The 13,316-nt window shown below is 51.8% G+C and carries 15 protein-coding genes and 1 pseudogene; 8 read left to right on the plus strand and 8 right to left on the minus strand.

Features of this window, described 5'->3' with window-relative positions:
* The first annotated feature begins 806 nt into the window (after positions 1-806).
* The 3 genes and pseudogenes from hutW to J8X26_RS27085 all read left to right on the plus strand — a co-directional run.
* Positions 807-2,132 carry a heme anaerobic degradation radical SAM methyltransferase ChuW/HutW gene (gene hutW, locus J8X26_RS27075; protein WP_208952609.1) on the plus strand — a complete coding sequence of 442 codons (1,326 nt, stop codon included), beginning with the start codon at positions 807-809 and terminating at the stop codon, positions 2,130-2,132.
* Positions 2,110-2,631 (plus strand): heme utilization cystosolic carrier protein HutX, encoded by a 522-nt coding sequence (gene hutX, locus J8X26_RS27080; RefSeq protein WP_374101314.1) that lies wholly within the window; start codon positions 2,110-2,112, stop codon positions 2,629-2,631. Before hutW ends, hutX begins: the two co-directional genes overlap by 23 nt.
* A pseudogene (locus tag J8X26_RS27085) lies at positions 2,628-3,233 on the plus strand (NAD(P)-binding oxidoreductase); the annotation flags it as partial. The gene hutX and the pseudogene J8X26_RS27085, both read left to right, overlap by 4 nt.
* Before the next feature lie 131 nt (positions 3,234-3,364).
* Here the strand turns inward: J8X26_RS27085 and J8X26_RS27090 are convergent.
* Positions 3,365-3,505 carry a hypothetical protein gene (locus J8X26_RS27090; protein WP_208952612.1) on the minus strand — a complete coding sequence of 47 codons (141 nt, stop codon included), beginning with the start codon at positions 3,503-3,505 and terminating at the stop codon, positions 3,365-3,367.
* A gap of 279 nt (positions 3,506-3,784) precedes the next feature.
* On the opposite strand from J8X26_RS27090, the gene J8X26_RS27095 reads away from it, so the two are divergent.
* Positions 3,785-4,006 carry a YdgH/BhsA/McbA-like domain containing protein gene (locus J8X26_RS27095; RefSeq protein ID WP_152326586.1) on the plus strand — a complete coding sequence of 74 codons (222 nt, stop codon included), beginning with the start codon at positions 3,785-3,787 and terminating at the stop codon, positions 4,004-4,006.
* Positions 4,007-4,084: 78 nt separating this feature from the next.
* On the opposite strand, the gene J8X26_RS27100 is transcribed toward J8X26_RS27095, so the two are convergent.
* The 7 genes from J8X26_RS27100 to J8X26_RS27130 all read right to left on the minus strand — a co-directional run bounded on the left by J8X26_RS27100 (position 4,085) and on the right by J8X26_RS27130 (position 10,750).
* Entirely contained in the window at positions 4,085-4,405 is a 321-nt protein-coding gene (locus J8X26_RS27100) for a multidrug efflux SMR transporter (protein ID WP_165060142.1), read from the minus strand.
* Positions 4,406-4,510: 105 nt separating this feature from the next.
* The gene (locus J8X26_RS27105; protein WP_244370894.1) at positions 4,511-5,380 is read right to left on the minus strand and encodes a LysR family transcriptional regulator; all 870 of its coding nucleotides are present in this window, start codon (positions 5,378-5,380) and stop codon (positions 4,511-4,513) included.
* 80 nt (positions 5,381-5,460) lie between these two features.
* Positions 5,461-6,174: a DUF554 domain-containing protein gene (locus J8X26_RS27110; protein ID WP_208952613.1), complete on the minus strand. Its 714-nt coding sequence runs from the start codon at positions 6,172-6,174 to the stop codon at positions 5,461-5,463.
* 56 nt (positions 6,175-6,230) lie between these two features.
* Complete coding sequence (locus tag J8X26_RS27115; RefSeq protein ID WP_152326589.1) at positions 6,231-6,797, minus strand: UbiX family flavin prenyltransferase; 567 nt, start codon at positions 6,795-6,797, stop codon at positions 6,231-6,233.
* 31 nt (positions 6,798-6,828) lie between these two features.
* Positions 6,829-8,325, minus strand: coding sequence for a UbiD family decarboxylase (locus tag J8X26_RS27120; RefSeq protein WP_208952614.1), 1,497 nt, complete (start codon positions 8,323-8,325; stop codon positions 6,829-6,831).
* A gap of 232 nt (positions 8,326-8,557) precedes the next feature.
* Positions 8,558-10,024, minus strand: a complete 1,467-nt coding sequence (locus J8X26_RS27125; RefSeq protein WP_208952615.1) for a HAMP domain-containing sensor histidine kinase — start codon at positions 10,022-10,024, stop codon at positions 8,558-8,560.
* 3 nt (positions 10,025-10,027) lie between these two features.
* Positions 10,028-10,750 (minus strand): response regulator transcription factor, encoded by a 723-nt coding sequence (locus J8X26_RS27130; protein ID WP_195824192.1) that lies wholly within the window; start codon positions 10,748-10,750, stop codon positions 10,028-10,030.
* A gap of 154 nt (positions 10,751-10,904) precedes the next feature.
* Here J8X26_RS27130 and J8X26_RS27135 point away from each other — a divergent pair, with 154 nt between their 5' ends.
* The 4 genes from J8X26_RS27135 (at position 10,905) to J8X26_RS27150 (ending at position 13,262) form a co-directional block, all read left to right on the plus strand.
* A complete protein-coding gene (locus J8X26_RS27135; RefSeq protein WP_208952616.1) occupies positions 10,905-11,531 on the plus strand; it encodes a cytochrome b/b6 domain-containing protein in 627 nt (208 codons plus the stop codon).
* Positions 11,532-11,540: 9 nt separating this feature from the next.
* Entirely contained in the window at positions 11,541-12,344 is an 804-nt protein-coding gene (locus J8X26_RS27140) for a molybdopterin-dependent oxidoreductase (RefSeq protein ID WP_208952617.1), read from the plus strand.
* 50 nt (positions 12,345-12,394) lie between these two features.
* Positions 12,395-12,661, plus strand: a complete 267-nt coding sequence (locus J8X26_RS27145) for a pentapeptide MXKDX repeat protein (RefSeq protein ID WP_208952618.1) — start codon at positions 12,395-12,397, stop codon at positions 12,659-12,661.
* A 226-nt stretch (positions 12,662-12,887) separates the two neighbouring features.
* Positions 12,888-13,262 carry a hypothetical protein gene (locus J8X26_RS27150; RefSeq protein ID WP_208952619.1) on the plus strand — a complete coding sequence of 125 codons (375 nt, stop codon included), beginning with the start codon at positions 12,888-12,890 and terminating at the stop codon, positions 13,260-13,262.
* Positions 13,263-13,316 lie beyond the last annotated feature (54 nt).

A 13,316-nucleotide genomic window follows, 5' to 3' on the forward strand; every position in this document is an offset into this window, starting at 1 on the left:
CCGCTACAGGATCGAGAATGTGGTGATCTGATCCTGATTACGGCAAAAAGTTCGATTTATTCAACAAAGCCAGCTTGTGTTAGAAATATCCGAAGCGGATGCCTGAGCCATTAATGCCAATGAGCATGCGGCGGATAACTTTGAAACAGACAAACCCTTTTTATGATGATTCATTTGTAATCCTTTAATTTGAATAATTGAGTAGAAACCATAGCAACATGAAAAACGCGCTAACGGTTTATTCCCCACCACGACTTCAAAATCAATTATTCACAATAAGATACAAAGGTTCAATCTTGATTGGCAAAGTATACGGATACGGACTTTATTTATTTTAAATTATAAAACTCTTTAAAAACAACACGATAAATTAAAATAAAAATAATGAGTCATCTGTTTTAGGATTATTTTATTCGCCATAAAAAATAATCCCACAAAATTAATCACTCATCATATATTTCATCATGCGAAATAAAAACCACTGGAACTTTAATTTAGGATTATGTTTTAATACGTTTTGCAAAACTCTGATCACCCGGATAATTAATACAGTGTGAAAATAGCTATTCCCGTAACTGGTCATTATTAAATTATCTGGAAAAATATACTGCTCAGACTCACCTGGTAACGTTGGCGTCACCCGCAGGACAGGGACAATCCCAGGTGGCCACCTGATTTTCTTAGCAAAATCCTCACAAATTTTAACTTGATACAGATCATCAAAGGCGCGGGTTGGGTTTGATCGAATGATAATCATTATCGTTTAATGGCGATAATGACTGTTTCTTCAGGAGAAGAAGACCCTTATGAGCTTAGACCTCACGCGCTTTTATGCCGCCGATCAGGGCCTGCCGTTCCCGGATCGCTGGGCGGTTATGCCCTGGCGGCCGCAGCAACCCGTTCCTCCGCAGGAGGTTCCCGCACAATGGCAGGCGCTTTGTCAGAAAACGCTGCCTGCGAATAAACGTCTGGTCTATTTGCATATCCCTTTTTGCGCGACGCACTGCAAATTTTGCGGGTTCTACCAGAACAAGCTGGAAGCGGAAGCCACCGAACAATACTGCGATTACATGATCCGCGAAATCGAGCAGGAAGCCAGCTCACCGCTGCATCAGTCTGCGCCAATCCACGCCGTCTATTTTGGTGGCGGCACGCCGACCGCGCTCAGCGCCCGGCAGTTGCACCGGATTATTGTGACCCTGCGCCGCAGTTTGCCGCTGGCACCGGATTGCGAAATCACGGTGGAAGGCCGCATCCTGAATTTCGATGACGAACGCATTGATGCCTGTCTGGACGCGGGCGCTAACCGTTTTTCCGTCGGCATTCAGACGTTCGACACGCGTATCCGTCAGCGTATGGGCCGCCGCGCCAGCCGCGACGAAGCCATTAATTTTCTGCGCAAGCTGGGCGAACGTGACCGCGCGGCGGTGGTTTGTGACCTGATGTTTGGCCTGCCGGAACAGACCCGCGCGTCGTGGCTGGAAGATTTACAGATTGTCCGCGACCTGCCGCTGGACGGTGTCGATCTTTACGCGCTGAATCTGTTGCCGTCCACGCCACTGGGCAAAGCGGTCGGGAACAATCGCGTCACCCTGCCCGACGTCAGCATGCGTCGGGATTTCTATCTGGAAGGCGAAGCGTTTCTGGCGCGTGACGGCTGGCATCAGATCAGCAACAGCCACTGGGCGCGCACCACCCGCGAACGCAATCTCTATAATCTGCTGATCAAAAAAGGCGCAGACTGTCTGGCTTTCGGCAGCGGCGCGGGCGGCAACCTTGGCGGCCAGTCATATATGACGATGCGCAGCCTGGACGCTTATTATCAGCTGCTCGATGCCGGGCAAAAACCGATCATGATGATGACCGCCGCGACCACCGGTGAGCAACGCTGGCGGCTGGATTTACAGGGCGGCATCGAAGCCGGACGTTACGATCTGAGCCGCATCGTCGAAGATCCATTCCCGATTGAACCGTTGCTGCAACAGTGGCAAGAGTGCGGCCTGATGCACAGTGACGGCCCGCGTTTCAACCTGACTCCCGCCGGACGTTTCTGGGCCAGCAATATGCTGCAAGCCCTGCAAATTCTGGTTCCTCAACTGACCTTACGGAATGACAGCCATGCACACGGATAACCTGCAAAAACTGACCGACTTTCTCTCCACTCAGCCTGACGGCACTGTTGAAGATATCGCCCGTGAATATGGTGTGACGCCGCTGACGGTGATCCGATATTTGCCCGAAAGCCACCTGTTTTCCGGCAGCCAGTTCGACACAGTGTGGGACAACATCACGGAATGGGGCGACGTCACGACGCTGGTAAATAATGACGATCTGATCCTCGAATTCCACGGCGCGTTGCCCACCGGCACGCATCGCCACGGGTATTTCAACCTGCGCGGAAAACAGGGAATGAGCGGGCATATCCGCGCAACAAATTGCCAGCACATCGCGCTGGTCGAACGGCCATTTATGGGAATGAGCACAGCAAGTGTCTGGTTTTTAAACGCTTCCGGTTATGCGATGCTCAAGGTTTTCGTCGGGCGTGACAGCCATCGCCAGCTTATGAGTGATCAGCTGAATGCATTTCGCGCCCTTCCTGCCCTTCTGGCCGAGAGAGAGAAACACCCTTGAATACTTTGCTGATTTTTGGCGCTGGCAGCGGCGTGGGGGCTGAACTGGTCGCCCTTTCCGCACAGGAGCGCCCGGTTGTGGCGCTAATCCGTAACCCTCAACAGGCAGAAACGTTGCGCGCGGCGGGCGTCACCGTGATTACCGGCGACGCGCTGAACCCGGAAGATGTCTTGCAGGCCTGCCAGATGGCCGGGGCGGAGGCGCAGATCGTGTCCACGCTGGGCGGAAAACTCTCCGATTACACCGCTAACCGGCTGATTGTGGATACCGCTGAAAAAACCAGCATCCGCCAGATGTTGCTGGTGACGTCGATTGGCTGCGGCAACAGCTGGCCGACCTTATCCGACCGCGCAAAACAGGCATTCGGGCAGGCGGTTCGTGAGAAATCACTGGCTGAAAGCTGGCTGCAAACCAGCACGCTGGCGTGGTGTATTCTGCGTCCGGGCGGCCTGATGAATGGCGAAGCCACCGGCAAAGCGCACCTTATCGAAACCGAAGCGCATGGCCGCGTCCGCCGCGCCGACGTTGCCCTGCACATCCGCCAGCTACTGGCCACCGGCGCAGGCTGGGGCGAGGTGTACGCGCTGTGTGATGCCTCGCTGGAGGGCGAAAGGTTTTTAAAAAATGCCCCGGAAACGGGGCATCTGTTATTTATTGCGCCAGCATCTGACGCAGTAACGCCGCATCCGCGTTATCCGTATTCATCAGCAAAAACTGCAATCTGTCCCACCGGTTAAGCCGGGTAGCCAGCGAGAAATACAGTCGCTGATGTTTTACTGAGGGCGCAACCGCCTGATGAATAGCTGTAATCCCAGTTCCGGGGATCAGCCATCATCACTTCGAGCCGCCTGCGCAGATAATATTCCGTCGCCATGAATGACCTCCCCTGGGGAACTGCGTTTCCCGGCTCATTTATATACGTCCGTGGTTTTTATAAAAGTTTGCCAGAACACGACATGTGATAACGGCAAATGGCGGACGGACTGAAAGAGACTCCTCCGGAAAGAGAAAATTGCATACCCGCTGAATTATTCAAACATTTTGATCATTACAAGCAAATAACTCCGCTATCCATCCGGATCCCGCGGCGCTATTCTTCTTCTCATCGGAGGCAGCCGCCTTCACCCAACAAACACTGAGAAGGAATGAAATCATGAAAACCATTAAAACTTTCGTTATCGCAGCAGCACTCGCCACCGTTTCTTTTGGTAGTTTCGCCTCACAAATCGGCACTATTACTGCCTCCGATAACACACTGGATGGTCTGGAATCCACCTTCGCCGCTAAAGCCGCTGCCGCCGGTGCAACCTCTTATAAAATTATCGAAGCCGGTGGTCAGAACCGCATTCATGGCACCGCCGTATTGTACAAATGATTTGATTAAGTCTGCACTTTAATAACAAAAGCCGCTCCCGTTACAGAGCGGCTTTGTTGTATCTGGAGTTTTACCCCGTCACTCTTTCGTTGCCACCTTCAGCAGAATAACCCCCGCGAAAATCAGTAAAACAGCGATCACACGTAGCGGATTAAGGCTTTCGCCGAACATCGTGACACCCAGAATAAATGCGCCGATAGCGCCGATGCCGACCCAGACGGTGTACGACGTGCCGAGCGGCAGGGTTTTCATGGCGATCGCCAGTAATACGACGCTGAGCAGCATGAAAAATGCCGTGATCAGGCTGGGAATGAGGCGGGTGAATCCGTGGGATTCTTTCATTGCGGTCGACCAGACAACTTCGAAAATTCCGGCTAAAAACAGATAAAGCCAGGCCATAACACATCCTCAGGAATAACAGTCAGGGTCGTCCCCGAAAAATTAAGCTGAGTCTCTGGTCGTCCAGTCAGCATGAGAAAGCTGATTATAGTTCACCTCGCCTGCTCATGACAAAAATCGCTCTCCCGGCAAAAACGAGTCTTTTTCAGTATGCAGCGTGATGATCGCCGGGCGGAAAAGCTTCTCTTTTTGTTCGATTTTAAACGCGCGGAAATGTTTGCTCTCGCCGACTTCCGATTCCGGCATCAGCGCAGCACCCGCAAGGCCGTCGCGGAACATTTCGATCACCAGCCGCGGCTCGGACACTTTCATAATCACGTTCACATCTTTCACTTCTTCATACAAACGGTTGAGCAGCACTTCATAGGTGCCCTCGCCGCCCATCCTGTGCAGCATAATCAGCGGGAAGCCGGATAAATCAGCGAAAGTCAGCGTGCGGTCAGGCAGGTTTTCGGCCAGTTCGGTAGAGACAACCGCGACCAGTTTGATCGGCTCAAATTCACGGACATAGAAAGAACGGATATCGGCGGGCGTCTGAATCATCGCCATATCCAGCGCCTTGTTCATCACCAGTTCTTCCAGATAGGTGGATTCAGATACCAGAAGGTTCGGATCCCAGTCCGGGTTTTTGCGGTACAGCTCGAGAAATACCGTATTGAAATAGCGCAGATAAAGATAGGAAACGCCGATACGCACGGTGCGTTTTTTTTGCGACGCGATATCCACCGCCTGTCGGGTGACGCTGTTGACCTGGCTGAGGATTTCACTGGATTTGCGGTAAAGAAAACGTCCGGCTTCGGTGAGAACCATCTGTTTGGTGGTGCGGATAAACAAGGGCGAACCGATTTCTTCTTCGAGTTCGTGCAGACGTTTTCCAAGCGGAGGCTGTGCGATATTCAGCACTTTCGCAGCTTTGCTGATTGAACCCTGTTCAGCGATGGTGCAGAAGTAACGCATTCTTTTCAGATCCATCATTCCCTTCTTTTCATTGCGGCGGTGGCACGCTAAGTATACAAAAAGCCACTTCGCAATGAAGTGGCTTTGGCTGATATTCATCAGTGAATAAAGAGGCTCCAGTAATGTGAGATGGGCATCACCAGAATTAACGCCGGTAATAAATTTCCTACTGCGATGGATTTGATTCCGCTGATACGGAAACCGGCGGCGAGCATAATAAAGCCCCCTGCTGCCGTGAAATCCCCCATCATTTGCGCATTGGTCAGCGGAAGAATGAACACCGCCGCCGACGCGATAAGAAATTGCACAATCCACTGCGGAATGAAAATCAGCGCCACTGCATAACCCAGCACTGTAGCGAAAATAGCCGCCGTGAACAGATCCATAATCGCTTTAACGAACAGGATATTCGGATCATGCGTCATCCCTTCGGTCATTGCGCCGATAATACCGGTGCCGCTGGCGCAGAACAGGACAATAATCGCGACGAATTTTTCGGTGAACACGCTCTGATCCATGCCGGTATCAGGGGCAAAACGCGAGGCGATCCCGCGCGCCATATTGCCCAGACGCGCAATGTAACGTTCCAGATAAAACATTTCCCCGATGGCCGCGCCGAGGATCACCGACAGGATTACCACCGGCATACTGTGCATTTTCACCAGCAGCACGACGCCGAGCGCCATCGAGCATAAACCAAAGGTCTGGGGCAGCGAGGTTCTTAACCGCTCTGGCATTTTTACGCCAAGAAAGCCCCCTAACAGGCCGCCGAGGATAATGGCGCCGCTGTTAACAATAGGTCCAATTAACATTTCTACTCCGCAAATTTAGAGGCTGTTTTTTATCGTTGTCACAAAGAATTTATCACTCAGTTTTCGCCCCAGCGTTTGATATTCGCGACGTCCAGATCAAATAAATCCAGGGCGCGCGCCACGCTGTGGTGAATAATGTCATCCACGCTTTCAGGTTTGTGATAAAGAGCCGGAACCGGCGGAAAGATAATTCCGCCCATTTCTGTCACCGATTGCATATTCTTCAGATGCGAAAGATTCAGCGGTGTTTCCCTGACCATCAGCACCAACCTGCGCCGCTCTTTTAACACGACATCCGCCGCGCGGGTGAGTAAATTACTGGTTAAACCGTGAGCGATAGATCCCAGAGTATTCATTGAGCACGGCGCAATAATCATTCCGATGGTTTTATATGAACCACTGGAAACAGAAGCCCCCAGATTATTAATGGAGTGAACTTCGTCGGCCAGACAGGTGACATCTTCTCTTTCAATATCCGTTTCCATGCTCCGCGTCATTTCGGCACCTTTACTGATAATAAGATGCACATCAATATCCATATCACGCAATATTTCCAGCGCTTTCATGCCATATTGAAATCCTGAAGCACCGCTGATCCCCACAATTATGCGCCGTTTACTCATGTCAAATCCTTAATTAATGCTAACGTTCGTATTATTTAAAATCGGGTAAGAATTTCTTCACATCGACTTCTTTAAATTTAGAACGTTCGAAATGCGCTTTCAGGTGGAAAGGAACGGTGCAGTCGAAGATCGTTTTGCAAGACATCCCTTCCTGCAAAATGCTCGGGCTGTATGCCGGGTTCTGCGACGGATCAAGCGGATGGCAGCGCACGCCGGGAATGGTGGCGATATCCACGTCGCCCTGGAAGCGGGTTTGCATCGCCCACAGAACGTCGTCGGTGTCGAAAATATCCACATCTTCATCGACCAGAATGACGTGTTTCAGCTCGGAGAAAGCGGCAAACGCCAGCAGCGCGGCTTGTCTCTGACGGCCTTCGTCAACCGGAGAAGCTTTCTTAAATTGCAGTACCGCCAGCAACTTACCGCCGCCGGAGGTGTGTGCATTCACATTCAGCACGCGGCCCGGCATGGCGCGGTCAATCATGTCCAGAATACTGGCTTCGGTCGGAATGCCGGCCATGCTGACATGTTCGCCGCTTGGGCCTAATGTGGTTTGCAGGATTGGGTTTTTACGATGAGTGACCGCTTTCACTTTAATCACCGGCAGCGCCGCTTTCGCTTCGCCGGTATAACCCGGGAATTCAGGCATCGCTTTGCCGGTATTGGTGTTCTGATCTTCACGGACGCGCACGTTTGGCAGCAGTTCACCTTCGATCACAATTTCAGCGTGGGCAATGGCTTTTTCGTCGATGGAGACGCAGTGTGTCAGTTCAACTGCTTTACCGCGCAAGGCACCGGCAATGCTCAGTTCGTTGAAGCCGAGCGGCGTGGTCGGTGGCTCGAAACAGGCCGCAATTTCAATCGCCGGATCCACGCCGATACTGATAGAAATTGGCAGCGGTTTGCCCGCACGTTCCGCTTTTTCACGGAATGCGTCGATATGACGGCCCGGTGTCAGCCACATCGACAGTTCGTCACGGCTCTGGATGCACAGGCGGTGAATGGTCACATCGGACTCATTGGTTTCCGGGTCAGACGCGTAGCACATGCCCATGGTGAAATACGGACCGGCATCTTCTTCGGTGTTGGTCGGCGCGGGCAGCAAGGTACGCAGGTCAAAGTTCGGGTCATCGGCCAGATACGTGACTTCCTGACATTGCGCAGTGCCGCGGTCGATAACAACGGGTGCGATGGCATTTTTCACGGAGTCTTTCAGCAGAAAACCGAGTTTTTCCGGCGCGCAGTCCAGCAGATGGCCGACGCGTTCGCGGGTCGACATCAGGCCGGTCACGACACGGACGCCCGGAAAACCTTTGATGTTGTTAAACATCATCGCGGGGCCTTTGCGGGTCGGACGTTCGCAGGTTCCACCGGCACCAACATAACGGTAAACGCCGGACAATTCCGCATGCGGATCGACTTCCACATCGGTGCTGACCATTTCGCCTGGCAGGCTTTCAAGGAATTCAATAGCGGAGCGCAGATCGTGCACTTTATTATTTTGAGGGTGGGCTTCTTTCTTAGACATAATATATTCCACGTAATAATGAGAAAGTATTTATTCGTCGTGGTTAATATATCGGCCTGAATATAAATCAAAAAGTACCGTTTAAATATACAGACTAAACCTTTTTGGTATACGTTATAAAATTAAATTATTATTTAACACTTAGGAATACATAATAATAACTTTGTGACAATAAAACAGGATATTTGCGTTACGCCGGTCACAGCGTAACGCAAATTAAAAAGAAGGGAGTTTAGAGCGGAACGGAGAATTGAAAACACGCGCCCTGCTTTTGTTGCTCAACCAGCCGGATATCCCCGCCGTGAAGTTGCAAAATACGGCGCACAATCATCAGCCCCAGCCCGCCCGCGCGGTGTTTATTGGTGCTGAGAATTGACGGCCTCACAAACAGGCTGTCTTTCAGCTCCGGGGCAATGCCTGGCCCGGTGTCTTTGAGCTGTACCATAACCTGTTCGCCGTTTTTCCACAGTTTAATCTCAATAACGCCGCCTTCCGGCGTGTGGCGGATGGCATTATCCAGCAGGTTCGTCAGCACGCGTTCAATCATGCCCAGATCGGCATTCACCAGCGGAATACCCGGCGTGATATCTGCCAGCAATTTCTGCCCGCGCGTTTCGGTCGCCAGCTCAAATTTCTGGAAGACGTCCTGCACCAGTTCGCTCAGGGAAAACGGCTCTTTCTGCGGTTTCACCACGCCATATTCCAGGCGCGCCAGTTCAAATAATTCCTGCGCCAGCCGCCCGACTTTTTTACTTTGCGTCAGCGCAATATTCAGATACCGCTGCCGGTCTTCGTTGCTCAGATGATCGGATTTCACCGACAGCGTTTCGAGATAACCGTGCAGTGAGGTCAGCGGCGTGCGCAAATCGTGGGAAATATTGGCGATAAATTCACGGCGCTGCTGATCCTGCACCATCAGGCTTTGCCACTGCTGGTCGATGCGTTTTGCCAGCGCGACAAATGCCTGTTGCAGCTGCGAGACTTCATCGCGCGGCGCACCGGCGCGCGTCGGACTTTTTGCCAGCGCCTGAATGGCGTCCATTCCGCCGCTGTCGAGCTGCGCAATCTGCTGCGTCAGTTTACGCACCGGACGCGTCACCCAGCGAAACGCCAGCGCACCCGCCAGTAAACCAAACAGCGCCACGAGCCCCATGGAACGCAGCGCCAGCGCAATTGAAGACTGGTATTGCGCATCGCTGGTCAGCGCGGTGTATTCATCGCCGAGCAGCACGATATACACGTAACCTTTGGTCACACCGTGCTCTTTGAGCGGTGCCGCCGAAAACACCTGACGGTTTTGCGGATCACGCGGATTGTCGCCGTAAACCGGCATATTCGCGCCCTCAAGCAGCGCGTTAACCGGCGTCAGATCGACTTTATCGGTTTTCAGACGCCCTGCCGGTGCCGCGTTGCCCACAATCTTGCCGTCTTTATCCAGCAGATACACTTCCACACTCGGGTTCACCGCCATCAGCTGATCAAACAGTGAATGCACGGCTTTCGGATCCCAGTCGCCCTGACTGAGCAGCGGATTATTGGCCGCAATCTGCGTCGCCAGATTCACGGACAGCCGCTGGATCACCGACTGGCTGTACTGATTGCTCGAGCGCACCTGCATATAGCCGGAAAGCGCGCAGCAGGCGATCAGCAGCACCGTAAACACCAGAGTCAGTCTTTGCGCCAGCGTGAGATTTTTCATGATTTACCCTTGCGCATCTTCAGCCGAAGACACGAATTTATAGCCTTTTCCCCAGACGGTCAGAATGCGTTCCGGCTCGGCCGGATTGGCTTCTATCTTGATGCGCAGCCGGTTGATATGGGTGTTCACCGTATGTTCATACCCTTCGTGCTCGTAGCCCCAGACCTGATTTAACAGGCTCAGGCGTGAGAACACTTTGCCGGGGTTTTTGGCAAAAAAGTACAGCAAATCAAACTCACGCGGCGTCAGTTCTACCGGCTGATGATTGAGCATCACTTCGCGCGCAATCGGGTCGATAACCAGCCCGGCAAAACTCAGCGTTCCGGCATCCATTTTCAGGTTGCGGCTCATCGCTTCCTGACGGCGGAACAGCGCTTTCACCCGCGCCACCAGTTCCAGCATGGAGAACGGTTTTGCCAGATAATCATCGGCTCCCAGTTCCAGCCCGAGCACGCGATGCACTTCGCTGGAACGGGCGCTGATAATAATGATGGGCGTGTAGCGCGTCATGTTGCGCGCGCGGCGGCAGATTTCCAGCCCGTCCACACCGGGCAACATCAGATCCAGGATCAGCGCATCCCAGCCGCCTTTTTCCAGATGAGCGACGCCGAGATTGCCGTCCGCCGCATGCGTAATTTCATAACCTTCGTCACGCAGATGCAGGCTCAGCAGTTCCGCAATATCCCCGTCGTCTTCAACGATCAGGATTTTTTTCGTTTTATCCATTTTGTTATCCCACCGCGTGGCGTCCTCATATCGTTTGAGTCTACACAAGCAATGACCCTTGAGTTATCACATTTTATTTAACTTTGCGTGAGGTCTCGGGGAACAAATCCGCTCAATACTCGCTACATCACCGGGCAGATGGCGGAAACGCATCATGACAATTCACACAGAAATCCCTCAGGTCGCGGGGCAAAAACCGGCCACCGTTCATCCTTTATGGCTGCGTCTTGCGCACTGGCTGAATGCGCTGGCGGTGCTGATTATGGTGACCAGCGGCTGGCAGATTTATAACGCGTCGCCGCTGTTTGATTTTGATTTCCCTTCCACCTTCACCCTTGGCGGCTGGCTGGGCGGCGCAATCCAGTGGCATTTCGCCGGAATGTGGTTGTTCGGTTTTAACGGTCTGTTCTATCTGCTGATGAACATTCTGACCGGCCGGATGAAACGAAAATTCTGGCCGCTGACCCCGCGCGGCATTTTCAACGATTTGCGTGCGGCCCTGCGCGGCAAGCTGCAACACAACGATTTACGCCACTACAACATGGTGCAGCGCGCGGCGTATGTGTTCGTGATGTTCGACGGCATCGTGCTGGTGCTTTCCGGGCTGGTGGTGTGGAAATCGGTACAGTTTCCGTTACTGCGCGAACTGATGGGCGGTTACGACACCGCGCGCTACGTCCACTTTTTAGCGATGGCGTCGTTAGTCGGGTTTGTCGTGCTGCATTTAATCATGGTGGCGCTGGTGCCAAAAACGCTGATCGCCATGATCCGCGGACGTTAAGGGCTGAATATGAAGAACATCATCAAAAAAAGCATCGTTCAGATTTTCAGCACGTCGGACAGTGAAGCGATTGTGCAGGAAGCTAAAAAACAGATTATCCGCGAACTCGACGCGCCCTCGCGCCGACTGTTTTTGCAACGCGGGCTGACGCTCGGCGGCATTGCCATGCTGACCGGCTGCGACATCAGCGATAACGCCAGCGTGGAAACCGCACTGGGGAAAATTTCCGGCTTCAACGACCGCGTTCAGGGCTGGCTGTTTGGCTCAACGCGCCTTGCGCCGGTGTATGCCGAATCCATGATCACCCGCCCGTTTCCGTTTAATGCGTTTTACGCCGAAGACGATGCCCCGGAAGTTGACGGCCTGGCCTATCGCCTGAAAATCGCCGGGCTGGCGCTGGATAAACGTGAATGGTCGTTGCCAACCCTCTACAAAATGGCGCAGGTCAGCCAGGTGACGCGGCATATCTGCGTGGAAGGCTGGAGCGCAATTGGCAAATGGGGCGGCGTGCCGTTTGGTGATTTTTTACGGCTGATTGGTGCCGACCTCACCGCGGAATACGTCAGTTTCAAATGTGCCGACGAGTATTACACCAGCATTGATATGGCGACAGCGCTGCATCCGCAGACGTTGCTGGCGCTGACCTATGACGGACAGATTTTACCGCGCAAATACGGTTTCCCGATGAAGCTCAGGATGCCGACCAAGCTCGGTTACAAGAACCCCAAACACATTGAAGTGATTGAAATTACCAATAAATTCACCGGTGGCTACTGGGAAGATCAGGGCTACAACTGGTTTGGTGGAAGTTAGAACACACGACGACGATCTCAATAAAACCCAACAGAGAAAAGGAATACCCCATGAAAAAGTTAACCGTAATGATGATGTCTGCCTGTCTGATGATGGGCGCAGTGAGCACCACCTACGCCGCTGACGTGATGATGAAAAAAGACAGCATGGGCCATATGTCCAAAGATTGCATGAAAAAGGACAGCATGAGCAAAGACTCGATGGCGAAAGACAGCATGGGCAAAGACTGTATGTCGAAAGACAAAATGTCCAAAGACGCAATGAAGAAAGACAGCATGTCGAAAGATGCCATGAAAAAAGATGCGATGAGCCAGTAATCCGAATGCATTTTTAAATTCAAAGGGTCATGCATTCTTTGTAAAAGCCGTCTGAGGGCGGCTTCTGCTTTCAACTCAAATATGAATTGTCATTTTAAATACAATAACCTTCAGATAAATCGCGAAAAACAAAAGCGCATGCAGCAATAACACCAAAAATGGACATTCAACTTCATCCGTTCCAGAGATATTATGAAACATGAAATCATAAAAGGAATTATAAAAGATGAATGTTATTTATATAGACCAGTCTGCTTTTCATCAGCAGGGATTAGCATCACTGATAAACGAATTAAACATTCATTGTTGCAGTGATATACGGGACATTGATAACATTCTCTCCCAAACCGAAATGTTCTTCCAGCCTCCATTATTTGTGATTTTCGACTTTCCCGCGCACTTTCTTACCGCACTCACCTGCGCAGAACGCCTGGCGGAGCTGAAGAGAAAGTTCGGCGTGAAGTTAATCCTTTTTTCTGATAAAAACAAAAAACCCTTTAATTTCAACAAAAATAGTATGCATGTAGACTTTTTTGTAGATAAAAAACTGCCTCCCGCAATCATCCTGAGCTTAATAAACAGAATCGGCTTTGTTGAATAAATCGAACTTTTTGCCGTAATCAGGATCAGATCACCACATTCTCGATCCTGTAGC

The organism is Rahnella sp. ChDrAdgB13 (assembly GCF_017655185.1).
Taxonomy (GTDB): Bacteria; Pseudomonadota; Gammaproteobacteria; order Enterobacterales; family Enterobacteriaceae; genus Rahnella; species Rahnella contaminans.

Bases quoted from the DNA above. Each gene is read 5' to 3' on its own strand.
- hutW (WP_208952609.1), top strand. From the start codon at position 807: ATGAGCTTAGACCTCACGCGCTTTTATGCCGCCGATCAGGGCCTGCCG.
- hutX (WP_374101314.1), top strand. From the start codon at position 2,110: ATGACAGCCATGCACACGGATAACCTGCAAAAACTGACCGACTTTCTC.
- J8X26_RS27090 (WP_208952612.1), bottom strand. From the start codon at position 3,505: ATGGCGACGGAATATTATCTGCGCAGGCGGCTCGAAGTGATGATGGCT.
- J8X26_RS27095 (WP_152326586.1), top strand. From the start codon at position 3,785: ATGAAAACCATTAAAACTTTCGTTATCGCAGCAGCACTCGCCACCGTT.
- J8X26_RS27100 (WP_165060142.1), bottom strand. From the start codon at position 4,405: ATGGCCTGGCTTTATCTGTTTTTAGCCGGAATTTTCGAAGTTGTCTGG.
- J8X26_RS27105 (WP_244370894.1), bottom strand. From the start codon at position 5,380: ATGATGGATCTGAAAAGAATGCGTTACTTCTGCACCATCGCTGAACAG.
- J8X26_RS27110 (WP_208952613.1), bottom strand. From the start codon at position 6,174: ATGTTAATTGGACCTATTGTTAACAGCGGCGCCATTATCCTCGGCGGC.
- J8X26_RS27115 (WP_152326589.1), bottom strand. From the start codon at position 6,797: ATGAGTAAACGGCGCATAATTGTGGGGATCAGCGGTGCTTCAGGATTT.
- J8X26_RS27120 (WP_208952614.1), bottom strand. From the start codon at position 8,325: ATGTCTAAGAAAGAAGCCCACCCTCAAAATAATAAAGTGCACGATCTG.
- J8X26_RS27125 (WP_208952615.1), bottom strand. From the start codon at position 10,024: ATGAAAAATCTCACGCTGGCGCAAAGACTGACTCTGGTGTTTACGGTG.
- J8X26_RS27130 (WP_195824192.1), bottom strand. From the start codon at position 10,750: ATGGATAAAACGAAAAAAATCCTGATCGTTGAAGACGACGGGGATATT.
- J8X26_RS27135 (WP_208952616.1), top strand. From the start codon at position 10,905: ATGACAATTCACACAGAAATCCCTCAGGTCGCGGGGCAAAAACCGGCC.
- J8X26_RS27140 (WP_208952617.1), top strand. From the start codon at position 11,541: ATGAAGAACATCATCAAAAAAAGCATCGTTCAGATTTTCAGCACGTCG.
- J8X26_RS27145 (WP_208952618.1), top strand. From the start codon at position 12,395: ATGAAAAAGTTAACCGTAATGATGATGTCTGCCTGTCTGATGATGGGC.
- J8X26_RS27150 (WP_208952619.1), top strand. From the start codon at position 12,888: ATGAATGTTATTTATATAGACCAGTCTGCTTTTCATCAGCAGGGATTA.